The sequence below is a fragment of the Hymenobacter sp. BRD67 genome (genome assembly GCF_013256425.1).
Lineage (GTDB): Bacteria > Bacteroidota > Bacteroidia > Cytophagales > Hymenobacteraceae > Hymenobacter.
Genome location: NZ_CP053904.1, coordinates 2,669,060 through 2,682,274, shown reverse-complemented (window position 1 = coordinate 2,682,274; position 13,215 = coordinate 2,669,060). Strand labels below are relative to the sequence as shown.

13 protein-coding genes and 1 pseudogene are annotated in these 13,215 nt (G+C 58.4%); 5 read left to right on the top strand and 9 right to left on the bottom strand.

The genetic code is table 11. The annotated features are described in order from the left end of the window. The first annotated feature begins 5 nt into the window (after positions 1 to 5). Positions 6 to 932, top strand: coding sequence for a hypothetical protein (locus GKZ67_RS12500; protein WP_173242734.1), 927 nt, complete (start codon positions 6 to 8; stop codon positions 930 to 932). Positions 933 to 944: 12 nt separating this feature from the next. Here GKZ67_RS12500 and lgt read toward each other — a convergent pair whose 3' ends face one another. Both lgt and nadE read right to left on the bottom strand, forming a co-directional pair. Continuing rightward, positions 945 to 2,081: a prolipoprotein diacylglyceryl transferase gene (gene lgt, locus GKZ67_RS12495; RefSeq protein WP_254244795.1), complete on the bottom strand. Its 1,137-nt coding sequence runs from the start codon at positions 2,079 to 2,081 to the stop codon at positions 945 to 947. A 96-nt stretch (positions 2,082 to 2,177) separates the two neighbouring features. Next, on the bottom strand, positions 2,178 to 4,109 hold the full coding sequence (gene nadE / locus GKZ67_RS12490; RefSeq protein ID WP_173242732.1) for an NAD(+) synthase: 1,932 nt from the start codon (positions 4,107 to 4,109) through the stop codon (positions 2,178 to 2,180). A 59-nt stretch (positions 4,110 to 4,168) separates the two neighbouring features. Between nadE and GKZ67_RS12485 the strand changes: the two genes are divergently transcribed. Next, on the top strand, positions 4,169 to 4,624 hold the full coding sequence (locus tag GKZ67_RS12485; protein ID WP_173242730.1) for a hypothetical protein: 456 nt from the start codon (positions 4,169 to 4,171) through the stop codon (positions 4,622 to 4,624). A gap of 7 nt (positions 4,625 to 4,631) precedes the next feature. On the opposite strand, the gene rnc is transcribed toward GKZ67_RS12485, so the two are convergent. The 3 genes from rnc to GKZ67_RS12470 form a co-directional block, all read right to left on the bottom strand. After that, the gene (gene rnc, locus GKZ67_RS12480; protein ID WP_173242728.1) at positions 4,632 to 5,366 is read right to left on the bottom strand and encodes a ribonuclease III; all 735 of its coding nucleotides are present in this window, start codon (positions 5,364 to 5,366) and stop codon (positions 4,632 to 4,634) included. A gap of 186 nt (positions 5,367 to 5,552) precedes the next feature. After that, positions 5,553 to 6,809, bottom strand: coding sequence for a beta-ketoacyl-ACP synthase II (gene fabF / locus GKZ67_RS12475; protein WP_173242726.1), 1,257 nt, complete (start codon positions 6,807 to 6,809; stop codon positions 5,553 to 5,555). Positions 6,810 to 7,038: 229 nt separating this feature from the next. After that, entirely contained in the window at positions 7,039 to 7,275 is a 237-nt protein-coding gene (locus GKZ67_RS12470; protein ID WP_068229068.1) for an acyl carrier protein, read from the bottom strand. A 163-nt stretch (positions 7,276 to 7,438) separates the two neighbouring features. On the opposite strand from GKZ67_RS12470, the gene GKZ67_RS12465 reads away from it, so the two are divergent. Next, positions 7,439 to 7,789, top strand: coding sequence for an IPExxxVDY family protein (locus GKZ67_RS12465; protein ID WP_173242724.1), 351 nt, complete (start codon positions 7,439 to 7,441; stop codon positions 7,787 to 7,789). Positions 7,790 to 7,997: 208 nt separating this feature from the next. Next, positions 7,998 to 9,438 (top strand): annotated as a pseudogene (gene pyk, locus GKZ67_RS12460) (pyruvate kinase). 127 nt (positions 9,439 to 9,565) lie between these two features. Here the strand turns inward: pyk and GKZ67_RS12455 are convergent. The 3 genes from GKZ67_RS12455 to GKZ67_RS12445 form a co-directional block, all read right to left on the bottom strand. Next, positions 9,566 to 10,699, bottom strand: coding sequence for a T9SS type A sorting domain-containing protein (locus tag GKZ67_RS12455; RefSeq protein WP_173242722.1), 1,134 nt, complete (start codon positions 10,697 to 10,699; stop codon positions 9,566 to 9,568). 550 nt (positions 10,700 to 11,249) lie between these two features. Continuing rightward, positions 11,250 to 11,501 (bottom strand): 30S ribosomal protein S20, encoded by a 252-nt coding sequence (gene rpsT / locus GKZ67_RS12450; RefSeq protein WP_173242720.1) that lies wholly within the window; start codon positions 11,499 to 11,501, stop codon positions 11,250 to 11,252. Positions 11,502 to 11,516: 15 nt separating this feature from the next. Then, on the bottom strand, positions 11,517 to 11,663 hold the full coding sequence (locus tag GKZ67_RS12445) for a hypothetical protein (protein ID WP_173242718.1): 147 nt from the start codon (positions 11,661 to 11,663) through the stop codon (positions 11,517 to 11,519). A 52-nt stretch (positions 11,664 to 11,715) separates the two neighbouring features. Between GKZ67_RS12445 and GKZ67_RS12440 the strand changes: the two genes are divergently transcribed. Beyond that, positions 11,716 to 12,744 (top strand): YheT family hydrolase, encoded by a 1,029-nt coding sequence (locus GKZ67_RS12440; protein WP_317172141.1) that lies wholly within the window; start codon positions 11,716 to 11,718, stop codon positions 12,742 to 12,744. A gap of 18 nt (positions 12,745 to 12,762) precedes the next feature. Here GKZ67_RS12440 and GKZ67_RS12435 read toward each other — a convergent pair whose 3' ends face one another. Further along, positions 12,763 to 13,155 (bottom strand): hypothetical protein, encoded by a 393-nt coding sequence (locus tag GKZ67_RS12435; RefSeq protein ID WP_173242716.1) that lies wholly within the window; start codon positions 13,153 to 13,155, stop codon positions 12,763 to 12,765. Positions 13,156 to 13,215: the final 60 nt, after the last annotated feature.

Here is a 13,215-nt window from a genome sequence, read left to right as displayed (position 1 = left end):
GCCATATGCTGTATATCCCATTACTTATTCGCCCGCTGCTGGGGGTTGTCCTGCTGACCTCAGCCTGCTCGGGGGCTACGACCGACCAGCCAGCCAGCGGCCAGCCGCAGACCATTGCCCAGGCTACCCCGCAGGGTAAAAAAGGCAAAAAGGGCTCGCACAAAAAATATAAGGCCGACCAGCCGCTGCCAGCTGGCCTGCGCCACGTGGGCCGCCTCACCGACGGTATCCTGGAAAGCTCGGGCCTGTGCCCGGCACCGCAGGCCGGCACGTATTACACGTTCGGCGACGACGGGGAGCCGCCCGTTTTGTTTCGGGTCGATGCCCAGGGCCAGCAGCTGGATAAGCTCACGATTGCCGCCCCCAACAACGACTGGGAAAGCCTGACCCGTGACCCCAGCGGTAACTACTACATCGGCGACTGCGGCAATAATAATTCTGACCGGCAGAACCTGGTTATTCTGCGCTTTCGGCCCAATAGCCCCAGTCAGGTCGGTAAAATCAACTTCAGGTACCCCGACCAGACGGCTTTTCCCCCCAGCAAGCCGGAGCGCAACTTCGACTGCGAAGCCAGCCTCTGGCACGATGGCCAGGTGTATTTATTTACCAAAGACCGGGGCCAGCAAAGCACCTGCAAAGTGTATACCGTGCCCGAAACACCCGGTACCTATACCGCCAAGCTTATCACCAAGCTCGCCATTCCGGGCGAAGTTACCGACGCCACGCTCAGCCCCAACGGCCACCGGCTAGTGCTGCTGGCCCGCCAGGAGCTGTTTATCCTGGATGGCAATTCCTGGGACGAAATCCTGAAAGCTACTCCCCGGCACATCAGCCTGCAAGGGGCCGGCCAAACCGAAGGAGCTGCCTTTAAGGATGCGAGTACCCTGCTTATCACCACTGAGCAGGGCGACGTGTATGAGCTAGGCTTATAATATAGTAAATAATTAATATTTGATAAAGTAGGAAGCTTTTAAGTTTTCGGTTATTAGGCGAGTAAGCGGGCACAACCGCGTAAAAAGGGCGCTGCACAAGTGTGCAGCGCCCTTTTTACTGACTAAAAATACGGTTGCGCGCTTATAGCTTGGCGGCAGTAGCCTGGGCGGCAGCTTCTTCCGCGGCCAGGTCGCGGGGGCGTAGCCGTAGGGGTTTTTCGGGTCTTTGCCGGCCCGAAGCAGCACCCATAAGCCAATCAGGATAAACGGAATACTTAGCAGCTGCCCAATGTTGAGGTGGTAGTGCGCTATAATATCGCCTTCCTGTGCTACCTGGTTTTCCTTCAGGTATTCGACCAGCAGGCGGAACGTGAAGAGAAGCACCACAAACAGCCCAAAGAGCAAGCCACGCGGCGTGCGCTCTTTATACTTGTTCCACAGCCCATAAAGCAGCACCAGCAGCACGATGCAAAAAAGCGACTCGTATATCTGGGTAGGGTGGCGCGGCACGGCCATTTCCATCGTCGCGGTAGGGGTGGTGCCGGCCGGCAGCATCTCGGTGTGTTCCTCGCCATCGGGCTGTCGGCTGCGCTGTACCAGCACGGCTCCGGCGGGCAGCGGGGTCACGGGCGCCTGCAGGTGCTCGGTATCGCGTGGGAATACAAAGGCCCAGGGCGCATCAGTGGGCTTACCCACAATCTCCGAGTTCATGAGGTTGCCCAGGCGGATGCACGCCCCGCCGATTGCTACCACAATCACGATGCGGTCGAGCACCCAGAGGTAATCAAACTTATTGCGAATACTGAATATAAAGACGGCCAGCAGAATGCCAATGGTGGCGCCGTGCGAAGCCAGCCCGCCATGCCAGATTTTGAGAATCTCCCACGGATGCTCGCGGTAAGAAGGCCAGTCGTAGAAGAAAACGTGGCCCAGTCGCGCGCCTAACACGGTGCCCACCACCATGTAAAACGTGATGACATCGACCCAGTACGGCCGGACGCCCTCTTCTTTGTAGATGTGCGTAAGCACAAACGAGCCAATAATGAAGCCAGTGGCAAACAGCACCCCGTACCAGCGCAGCAGCAGCGGGCCTAAGTGGGCAATAATCGGGTCGGCGTTCCAGGTAATGTAGGCGAGCAAGCTAGTCATGGGCGCAAAGGTAGGGTGCGAAGTAGCGTGGACTCGGCGAGTCCGCGCGTGGTAGCATTAACCAACATGCTCACGCCCGGACACGCCGAGTCCAGGCTACAGCCCTGCCAGCTCTTCGCCAAAGCCGCCGCTGAGAATCGGGAAGCGCAGCCAGGAGCGCGGGTCTACGTTGTAGTCGTCGAGGTGAAAGCTGGGCGCGTAGCGCTCGCGCTTCCACTGGTTGCGACTCCAGAGCTGATAGAAGCGCTTCACATAGGTGCGCAATTGCTCGGGCTCGTAGCTGGGCTCTTCCGCCACAAGCTGGGCCAGTACGGCGGCCGGCGCCAGCCGGTCGTAGAAGGCCAGCCGCTCGATGCGGTTGAGCAGCACGTAGGGCATCAGGTCGCGCTCGTCGGTCTGCTTGTCGGCCAACGGGCGCAGCTCGGCGGTGGGTTGCAGGGCGTTGACGTGATGCAGCGCCTCGTAGCCGAGCGCGGTTTGGGCCCAGCGCAGCCATTTTTTTACAAAATCCTTATCGACGCCCGCAATGGGGGAGATGCTGCCGGCCGTGTCGCCGTCCATGGTGCAGTAGCCCACACTGGCCTCCGAGCGATTAGAAGTTGTGATAAGCAGACAGTTCTGCACATTAGCCAGCAGCCAGATGCCGGGAGCCCGCACCCGCGCCTGAATATTTTGCAGGGCCAGGTCGTCGGTTTGCCAGGTCAGCTCGCGGCCCAGCGCGTGCTCAATCTTGCCCACGTAGCCGGTCACCTCGTCGTCGATGGTCCAGTCAAAAAAGCGGGCCCCGATACTGTCAGCCAGCTCGCGGGCCGAGTTCAGGGTATCGTCCGAAGAATTAACCGTGCCCTGATACGCGCAGGTGAGCAGGTGGTTGACGAGCTGCTGATTAGTCGCGGCTGGTTTTTGGTTTTGCGCGGCGGCTTCGTTGTCCACGTCGACGGCCTGCTGCGTTGCCTTGCCGCCCGCGCCTGCCTGCTTCACCTCATTTTTGGCGGCATCGAAAGCGCCGCTGCGCCGCTTAAACTCTTCCACGCCCAGGTCCTCGACCCCTAGCCGCACCATCTCGGCCACGCCCACGGCGCAAAAGCACGAGTCGGCCCCACCGCTGAGGCTCAGCACAAACCCCTTGCTGCGGGCCTTGCGCAGGTAGTCGAACAGCGCCAGACTCATAGCCTGGTTGAGCTCGCGGTACTCGTCGGGCTCGGGCAGCGGCACAATGGTGTCGGCCACTGCGAGCGGCTCCGCGAAATCGACCTCCACCCACTCCAAATCCACTTCCTTAAAGCTCAGCAGCTGGTTGCGCTTGAGCAGGTGGCCGTTTTGGGCAATCAATATCTCGCCATCATAGATAGTTCTTCCAGCTTCGTTGCCCAGCAGGTTGGCATACAGATACGTGCACCGAAACTTGCGCGAGGCATTGAGCACCAGCTTGTAGCGGACATCGGTCTTACTCATGGCGAAGTGACTGGCCGAAGGATTGATAATCAACTCAACCTTACCCATGAGCCGGCAGGCGGGCCGCACGTCGTCGGGCCGCCAGGCGTCTTCGCATATCTCAAAGCCAAAGCGCACGCTCTGGTGCTCAAACGTAAGGTCGCCCAGCGGCCAGCTTTCGCCTTCATGCTCCACGGTCGTCGTTTCGCCAGCCAGCCACGGCACAAAAAAGCGCGTTTCGTAATGCACCCCGTCATTGGCCAGAAACTGCTTGGCCGCGAAGCCCAGAATATGGCCGTCGCGCAGCACGGCGGCCGTGTTGTAGGTGCGGTGGTGCAGCCGCACCGGCAAGCCCACCACCACGCAAATACCCTCCGTAAGCGGCCTGATTTTTTGCAGGTGCGCCAGCGCCGCCGCCGGCAGCCAATCGCTCAAAAACAGGTCTTCGCAGTTGTAGCCCGTCAGGCACAGCTCGGGCAGGCACAGTAGCTCTACGCCCTCAGCTTTGGCCTGGGCAATGGCGGTGCTGATATTCTGAATATTATGAGCCCAGTCGAAAGGAATCTGGTTGAGGGCGGCTCCGGCAATGCGCATGGGGCAAATAGTGTTATAATTGTTGTAACTAACAACTGGATTTTCTTATGCGAACCGTTATGCTTCTAGTTTTCAGCACTCTTGCTGTTTTTATATCCCTAGCTCAGTCGGCAAAGAGCCAATTGATTACCAAAACAGTTTATAATAACAATCTACTGGAATTTATGACTGGTGAGCTGACTGTGAAACACTTACAGCAGGTCTATGGTAAGGAGTTACATAAAGTAACCAAAGACAAGCTAGCTGTTAGTTCAGGAAGCGACAAGGTTGAGATTTATCAGAATAGCTACCATTCTTTTCTACTAACCGCTGACTTTACCTCTCATCGGTTAGCCTTTGGCCACGATATCCGGATAGGGGCAACCAAAATCGCTTTCTGCAAAGCATTCGGCTTAAGCACCAGTTATGACTTGTATAAAATAATAGAAAACCCAGAAGGTGGCTACGATATTACTTTTAGGTTCGAAAAAGGCGTACTGGTGGAAGTAAAGTACCGAGTTAATTATATAGATTAGTCCCTGCTTACACCCCCAGTGCCGCCAGCGCCCGCTCGGCGGCCAGCTGCTCGGCCTGCTTCTTATTGAGGCCCATGCCGGTGGCTATTACCTCGTCGCTGAGCAGCACGGTAGCTGTGAATTCCATTACGCCGCCCGGCCGGGGCTCGCCGCTCAGCTCGTAGCGCACGTCTTTGCCGTGGCGCTGGGCCCATTCGATGAGCTTGCTCTTATAGTTGGAAGTAGTGGTAGTCAGCTTGTTGACGTCGACAAACGGCTTTATTAAGCCTTTGAGCACAAACTTGCGGGCCGACTTGTAGCCCAAATCCAGGTACACCGCCCCGACCAGCGCTTCCAGGGCATTGCCGTTTACCGAGCGCGAGCGGGCGACCCGGCTCTGGGTCGAGTCGAGCTGCACCAGCTTGTCGAGGCCCATTTTGAGGGCGATAGCATTGAGGCTTTCGCGGTTGACGATGCGCGAGCGGGTTTCGGTCAGGAACCCTTCCTGCTCGTACGGAAACTTGCGAAACAGGTACTCGGCCACCACCGTGCCCAGCACCGCGTCGCCCAGAAACTCCAGTCGCTCGTTGCTCTGGTGGCGGCCCGCGCCGGGGTCCTGCTTCACCACCGACGAGTGCGTGAAGGCCAGCCGGTAGAGCTGCGCATTATCCGGGTCCTGGCCGATAACGGTGGCGACGGCCTGCCGAAACTGCTTATCGCTGCCCAGCAGCCGCCGAAACAGACCAAAGAGAGGGAGGGACATTTTGGTTGGCTGTTTGCTACTAGCTGGTAGCTTTTTGATACTAAAAAACAAAGTAGAACGTCATGCTGAGCTTGCCGAAGCATCTTGCTCGCGTCGTTGGAGTAGTACCCCTGGCGGCGCGAGCAAGATGCTTCGACAAGCTCAGCATGACGTTCTTTCTTAAGCGAAGTAAGTGTCGCCGGCTGGCTACTCGGCCAGCTTGCGGAAAACCACGCTGGTATTATGGCCGCCGAAGCCAAACGTATTGCTGAGGGCCACGTTTACCTCGCGCTTCTGCGCCACATTGGGCGTGAAGTTGAGCGCCTGGTTGATTTCCGGGTCGGGCGTATGCAGGTTGATGGTGGGCGGTATCATGCCGTGCTGAATAGCCAGGATGGAAGCCACTGCCTCAATGCCGCCTGCCCCGCCCAGCAGGTGGCCGGTCATGCTCTTGGTCGAAGAGATGTTGAGCTTGGCCGCGTGCTCGCCGAATACGGTTTCGATGGCCTTGATTTCCGCCCCGTCGCCGAGCGGCGTGCTCGTGCCGTGCGTGTTGATATAGTCAACCTCGCTGGCGTCGATGCCCGCATCGCGCAGGGCGTTGCGCATTACCAGCACCACGCCCGAGCCACTGGGGTCGGGAGCCGTAATGTGGTAGGCATCCGACGACATACCGCCGCCGATAATCTCGCAGTAGATTTTGGCCCCGCGCGCCCGGGCGTGCTCATACTCTTCGAGCACCAGCGCACCCGCGCCTTCGCCCAGTACAAAGCCGTCGCGGTCTTTATCATAGGGCCGCGAAGCCGAAGCCGGGTCGTCGTTGCGCTCGCTCATGGCCTTGAGCGCATTGAATCCTCCCACGCCCGACTCGGTAATGGCGGCTTCAGAGCCGCCGGTCACTACGGCATCGGCCAGGCCGAGGCGGATATTGTTGAAGGCTGCAATCAGCGCATCGTTCGACGAGGCGCAGGCCGAGGTCGTAACGAAGTTGGGGCCGCGAAAGCCATTCTTAATGGAAATATTGCCCGATGAGGAGTCCGCAATCATGCGCGGAATAAAGAACGGCGAATACCGGGGGGTGCCGTCGCCGCGCTCAAACTGAAAGCATTCCTCCTGCAGCGACTTGAGGCCGCCGATGCCCGAGCCCCAGATTACGCCCACGCGGTCCTTATCGACGCCACCCGTCAGCAGGCCCGCGTCGGCAATGGCTTCGTCGGAGGCGATAACGGCAAACTGCGTGAACAGGTCCATCTTACGGCCTTCCTTGCGGTCGAAGTAAGCATCAGGATTGTAGTCTTTTACCTCGCAGGCAAAGCGGGTTTTAAATTTAGAGGCATCGAAGCGGGTAATGGCAGCGGCCCCGCTCACCCCATTCTTGAGCCCCTCCCAGTAAGCGGGAGCAGTGCTGCCCAGGGGTGTGATGGCCCCGATACCGGTTACGACAACGCGGCGAATTGACGACATAGAGCGGACGCCGGTCAGGCGGCGTGATTTTTTAGATGTGCTAATATGCTGAGTGCGTAACGTACTCCTGAATCGATGGGGTAGCAGCCGGCAAGACTAGTAGCCCGGCATCAATTAAAAAGGCTCATTAGGTAGAAACAGCAAAACCGGCCGGCGGCGAGCCGGCCGGTATAGGCAATTTTTGATTGTTGGGCCAGCTGTGCAATTAAGCTAGCTGGCTCTTCAATAACTACTTGGCGTGCTCTTCGAGGTAGCTTACTGCCTGGCCCACGGTCTGGATGTTCTCAGCCTGGTCATCGGGAATGCTCACGTTGAATTCTTTCTCGAATTCCATAATCAGCTCCACGGTGTCGAGCGAGTCGGCACCCAGGTCGTTGGTGAAGCTGGCTTCCGGAGTTACTTCCGAGGCTTCAACGCCCAGCTTGTCGATAATGATGGCTTTTACTTTTTCGGCGATTTCAGACATTGCAGTCGTGGTTAAGGGGGAAACTTGTCTGCAAAGTAACGCTACTTTTCGCAACTACCCCGCGCTCCCCCCTGTAGAGTACGTACAATATTTTGGCTTACCCCCTAAAAAGGGCGTCCTATGGCCCCGCGAAAGCTGTAGCTTTGCACTTCGCCGCTGACTGATGAAAATGCTAACCCTGGAGGCTGAGTACGACTGTGACTTCGCGCTGTTTGGCCTGGTTTCCAGCACCCGTGACTACACGCTGGCCTGGAGCCTGAACCGGCAGCTGCGCCTGCGCCTAGTGCGGCAGCCCGATTTCATTCTTAATCTGGTACAGCAGGGCGCTTTGGCATTCAGCTACTATCTGTACGCTACGGAGGTGCTTACCTTGCGGCTGTTGCGCAACCGCGCCGCCCAGCCGTCAACGCTGCAAAAGCCCTTTCTGGCCCCGATATCCGGGAGTATGATTACCTGCTGCAGGTGCAGGGTGGGGTTGATGAGTGGGCCGGCAGTGAGCTGCTCGACCGGTTAACGGCCGTGCCCGCGGTACAGTATGCCAGCGAGTTTGCACCTGCTGAATTGAAGTACAAAGAAAATCTGATTTTTTAACTACTTGCCCACCTGTTCGGAACAAAGCTTCTTGCCAGGTAGGCATTCACTTACTCTCTACCTTTTTCTACCCGCTGTGGCGCGAACGTACGAATGCGCTTTGCCGACGCAGCACGACCCGCAAAAAATACATGGAACCTTCCACCGTTTCCTTTAATAAAACCAAGATTGTGGCCACCGTGGGCCCGGCATCCAATACCTACGAGCGCCTGGGTATGCTCATCCGCGAGGGCGTTGATGTATTTCGACTCAACTTCTCGCACGGTGCCCACGAAGAGCACCTGTCGGTTATCAATACCGTGCGGCGCCTCAACAAAGACCTGCGTACCAACGTGGGCCTGCTGCAAGACCTGCAGGGACCGAAAATCCGGCTGGGTGAGGTAGAAGGAGGGGGGTGGAAATCAAGCGCGGCGATAAGATAAAGCTGGTGTGCGGCGAAAAAGAAATCAGCACGGCCACGCGCCTGAGCACGATTTACCTGGGCCTGGCCCGCGACGTGAAGCCGGGCGATATGATTCTTATCGATGATGGCAAGATTGAGCTGAAGGTGCTCGCTACCGACCGCGACCACGAGGTAGACGTGGAAGTGGTGTACGGCGGCCTGGTAAAGCCCCGCAAGGGCATCAACCTGCCCGACTCGGAAGTTTCGGCCCCGAGCATGACGGAGAAAGATATTGAGGACCTGAAGTTCGGCCTCGATAACGATGTGGACTGGATTGCCCTGAGCTTCGCCCGTAAGGCCGATGATATTCGCTTTATTAAAAAGCTGATTGCCGAAGCCGGTAAAACAACCCGCGTAGTTGCCAAAATCGAAACGCCCGACGGCCTGCGCAACATCGATGAGATTATTGCCCTGACCGATGCCGTGATGGTAGCCCGCGGCGACCTTGGGTAGAGGTGAAGATGGAGGAGGTGCCGATGGCTCAGAAGATGATTATCGAGAAGTGTAACAGGGCCGGCAAGCCCGTTATCGTGGCCACCCAGATGATGGAGAGCATGATAACTGCCCCGCGCCCCACCCGCGCCGAAACCAGCGACGTCGCCAACGCGGTGATGGACGGCGCTGATGCCGTGATGCTCTCGGCCGAAACGGCCGTGGGAGCATACCCCGCCGAGGTTATCCGCTCAATGGTGGCTACTATTCTGAGCGTGGAAACGCGTAGCCCCAAGCTCTTCCATAAGTGGTGGCCCGTCGATTCGGCCGCTTCCACTTTCATGGTTGATAGTATTCTGTCGGCTTCCTGCCACCTGGCGAAGAATACCAGTGCTAAAGCCATTACTGGTATGACGCACCAGGGCTACACAGCCTTCCAGCTGGCCAAGTACCGCCCCAAGGCCGATATCTTCATCTTTACCGACAACCGGCCGCTGCTTACGGCCCTAAGCCTGGTATGGGGCGTGCGCTGCTTCTACTACGACCGCTTCAATAGCACCGACAGCACCATCGCCGATATCCGCTACGTGCTTACCACTACCGGCCACTTAAAGGCCGGCGACGTGTTCATCAATACTGGCACCATGCCTATTACCGAGCGGGGCCGCGCCAACATGGTGAAGGTGAGCGTCGCGTAGCGCGGTTCTCAAAAGCTGGACACCTATTGACTGGGGTGGGTTGCCGGCGTTGGGCCGGCAGCCCGCGTAACATGGCCTGGGAACCGCTCTACGTTGTGAGTTGAAGGGCCGCGAACCTGCACCCGTACTAATCCGCGGTCTTGACCAGCTTCCACGTCAGCGGCGGGCCACTGGGCAGCAGCAGCTGCACGAAGTAAAGGCCCGCCGGCTGGGTAGCCAGCGGAATGCTCCAGTCTGTTTGGCCGGTGGCTACCGGTGTGCTCCACACGCGGCGGCCCAGCGCATCGGTCAGGGCCAGCATAGTGCCAGCCTGGGCGGGCGCGGCCAGCAAGAGCGTAGTTGTTGTGGCAGCTGGGTTAGGTGCCAGCGTGGCGGCCGCAGCGGCCAGCGCGGCGCGGGTAGGTAGCAGGCCGGCGAAATTGGTGCGCAGGCCGCACGCCACGCCGTTGCGGCTGTAATAGGTGAGGGAGTAGGAATAGTTGGGCCCGCTTCCCAGCGTTATTGGACCCAGACCCAAGGTAGGCGAAAATTGATAGACATAGGCTGCGTCGTCGATGCCGACGGAATAATGACCGGGCTGATTTTGAATGGCGTATAAGGGAATGAATGTCAGCGTTTGGGTGCTGGCCAGGCAAGCACTACTCGCCGCCTGCATGGCTACTGCCCGGCCCATAAACAGTGAGCTGGTGTTAGGTTGAGGTAAGTATTCGTCCGCCAGCAAAGGCAGAAACGCAAATTGCGGCGACCGCCCGGTGCGGAGCGAAATAGCCCAACGGCCGGCCTGTACTGATGTCGTATATGTGCCGGGCGTGCCGCAACCCGGAAAAGCAGAGGTAGTCGTCTGGGTCTGCTCGCGGTAGGTTAGCACTAGGCTATCGGCGGTTAGCTGGCGGCCCACTATGTGGCGCAACTGGTAGCCTTGTGTACAAACGAACCCACTGCCAAACGAATACCTGGTTTGCTCATAGCCCAATTCATCGCCTGTGCCCAGCGCAAACAGGGTCCGGGGAGCGTAGTCGCCCAGGCCGGGGCGAGGAGGAGCCCATTGCTGCCAGGCGTTGCCACTGCCATCGAGCGTGAGCCACTGCGGCCCCCGCACAAGGCCTGACTGGCGGCCTAGTACGAACAGCTGCCCATTGCTGAGGCCGATGGTAACCAGCGAATCGGCTACCGTGCCGGCCACCACGCCGTAGGTGCGGCTTACCAGCGTAGCCGTGAGCGCGGGTTGACTGCTAGCTGCCCAGGTGCTGCCCACGGCCACGGTAGGGCGTAGCAGCAGGCTAACGGGCGTGGCCGGCCCGGCCCCACCCGGCTCGGCAGTGGCTTCGATATAGTAGCTGCGGGTGCCGGGGCCCAGCGCAGGCGCGCCCCAAAGAGGTTATTACGGCTTTTAGCGTACGTGTAACCGGCTGAGTTAAGTGGCCGCATCAACCGGTTGAAGGTGTACACTGAGTCGCCGCCTATGCTGTATGCCGAATCTACGCGCAGCGTATGCACCTGTTGGCCCGTGGTGCCTACGCTAGCTGTTTCCGTGTAGCTGTACACGAATCCCGGCCGAAACGGCCGCCATACCGGCGCTTGCGCTTGCGCCGACTGCCTGGCCAGCCCCCACAAAAGAAGGAATATAAGGTAGCTGTTGCGCATGGCCAGATGCTGCTAAGTGAGGAAGCAATGAATAAGTACTTACAAGTATAGCAGCTTTCTCATTAACAGCACAAAAAGCCCTGCCGGCAAAGGCAGGGCTTTTTGGTATGAAGCGCGGGACCGAACGGTGGGGCGGCAGAGTTCGGTCCCGCTAAACTCGTCTCGCGCTAAAGCGCGTTAACGAGCTTTGTCAGCTTGCTCTTGTTGTTAGCAGCTTTATTCTTGTGAATGATGTTCTTCTTGGCCAGGCGGTCCAGCATCGACGATACTTTCTTCAGCAGCTCCTGAGCGGCCGACTTATCGGTGAGGTCGCGCAGCTTCTTGATAGCCGTACGAGTAGACTTGTGCTGGTAGCGGTTTAGTACACGCTTCGCCTCGTTGCTGCGGATGCGCTTAATAGCCGACTTGTGGTTTGCCATGACAAAAAAGGAATTCTATAAAAAACAGCCGGGGCTGCGGTTTTCGCGTTTGGGAGGGCAAAGGTAGAAATTAAAACCGATAAATCCCAGCGCCAGCGTAAGAAAATTAGCGGGCAGCAAACCGCCAGCTGCTTGAGCTTCTGCTGCCATTTGTGCCCACATTTGCCCAAAAATACGCTGCCAACGGCCAAAAACCAGCAGATTGGCGTTGCTTTTGCTGCGAAAGCAGCTGTTTCGCCGGCTGCCGCCGGCTCGTTTTATGCCGTTGCTTACTACTTCCGACTATCGCCCGGCTATGTTTCTGGCCAATGGGCACCTGCAAACTATTGCGGCCAGCACCCTGCGCCGGGTGCCGGAGGTGCGCTATCAGCGCGAGCGGCTGGAACTGCCCGACGGCGATTTTGTGGACCTCGACTGGTCGCTGGCGGGCACCACGCCGGCCGGCCGGGTGGGTATCATCTCGCACGGGCTGGAAGGCGATAGCAACCGGCCCTACGTGCGCGGCATGGCCCGCGCCCTTAACCAGGCGGGCTTTGATGCGCTGGCCTGGAACTACCGCGGCTGCGGCGGCGAAACCAACCGTCTGCTGCGGGCCTACCACCTGGGCGATACCGACGACCTGGCCGAGGTTATCCGGCATGCAAGTGAACAAAAGCATTACGCTGAGATATTTCTGACCGGGTTTTCGGCTGGTGGCAACGTCACCCTTAAGTACCTGGGCGAGAACGCCGCGCGAGTGCCGGCTCAGGTGCGCCGGGCGGCCGTATTCTCAGTGCCTACCGACCTGAAGGCCAGCTCGGTGCATATCAGCCGCTGGCAAAACCAGGTGTACCTACGGCGATTTATGAACTCGCTGCGTGAGAAGATTCGGGTAAAGGATGCCCGGCTTCCGGGCCAGCTCGACCTGTCGGAACTAAATAAGCTGCGCGATTTTCCGCAGTTCGACGAGCGCTTTACAGCGCCGCTGCACGGCTTTGCCTCGGCCGATGACTACTACGAGCAAGCCGCTTCGGGGCGCTATTTGAGTGGCATTCGCGTGCCTACCCTTTTGGTTAATGCGCTGAATGACCCATTTTTACCCTCCAGCTGCTTTCCGCGGGAGGCGGCTGCCGCCAGCCAGTTTCTATACCTCGAAACGCCGACCGTGGGCGGACACGTGGGCTTCAACGAAGGCGGCCCGGCCGGCACTTATTATTCGGAGCGCCGGGCGGTAGATTTTTTTACCCGAGCTGAGCCCGGATAGTATAGCGTTTATTTAATGTTACTGAGCCTTAAGCCAGAAATAGGCAGAGGCCACGTCATCAAAAGCGGCCAGCACGGGCTGCTGAATACGGCTTAAAATAGCGTCGGTGGCCTCCCGGGAAGTAAAATTGCGCGGGTACACCCAGGCCAGATAGGCGAGGCCGGCGGCGCGCATCTCACTTAACCACCAGGCACCCCACTCGCTAAGCTCCACGCTAGTGCTCAGAATACGGGAGTTATCGTTGAGAATTTTGGTCGTCGGATGCTGGCGAAGCGCATCGAGCAGTACCAGGCAGGCGGCGCGGGAGGTTTCCTGGGTATGGTCACCGTGCCAATCGGCATAAAGCCAGTGGTTGGCGTGGTCATAAGCCACCAAAAGGCCGGTAGTTTCAGCAAGCGGCTCTAATTGCATAAGCAAACCAAAAGAAAGTGTAAAGGTAGCGGCTGGCCTGCCCCGCCCCTGGCACTCGCT

Excerpts from the sequence above, each read along its gene's own strand:
- rpsT (WP_173242720.1), bottom strand. The coding sequence starts at position 11,501 with ATGGCAAACCACAAGTCGGCTATTAAGCGCATCCGCAGCAACGAGGCG.
- nadE (WP_173242732.1), bottom strand. The coding sequence starts at position 4,109 with ATGCGCATTGCCGGAGCCGCCCTCAACCAGATTCCTTTCGACTGGGCT.
- GKZ67_RS12465 (WP_173242724.1), top strand. The coding sequence starts at position 7,439 with ATGAAAATGCTAACCCTGGAGGCTGAGTACGACTGTGACTTCGCGCTG.
- GKZ67_RS12445 (WP_173242718.1), bottom strand. The coding sequence starts at position 11,663 with ATGTGGGCACAAATGGCAGCAGAAGCTCAAGCAGCTGGCGGTTTGCTG.
- GKZ67_RS12485 (WP_173242730.1), top strand. The coding sequence starts at position 4,169 with ATGCTTCTAGTTTTCAGCACTCTTGCTGTTTTTATATCCCTAGCTCAG.
- rnc (WP_173242728.1), bottom strand. The coding sequence starts at position 5,366 with ATGTCCCTCCCTCTCTTTGGTCTGTTTCGGCGGCTGCTGGGCAGCGAT.
- GKZ67_RS12500 (WP_173242734.1), top strand. The coding sequence starts at position 6 with ATGCTGTATATCCCATTACTTATTCGCCCGCTGCTGGGGGTTGTCCTG.
- GKZ67_RS12470 (WP_068229068.1), bottom strand. The coding sequence starts at position 7,275 with ATGTCTGAAATCGCCGAAAAAGTAAAAGCCATCATTATCGACAAGCTG.
- GKZ67_RS12435 (WP_173242716.1), bottom strand. The coding sequence starts at position 13,155 with ATGCAATTAGAGCCGCTTGCTGAAACTACCGGCCTTTTGGTGGCTTAT.
- fabF (WP_173242726.1), bottom strand. The coding sequence starts at position 6,809 with ATGTCGTCAATTCGCCGCGTTGTCGTAACCGGTATCGGGGCCATCACA.
- lgt (WP_254244795.1), bottom strand. The coding sequence starts at position 2,081 with ATGACTAGCTTGCTCGCCTACATTACCTGGAACGCCGACCCGATTATT.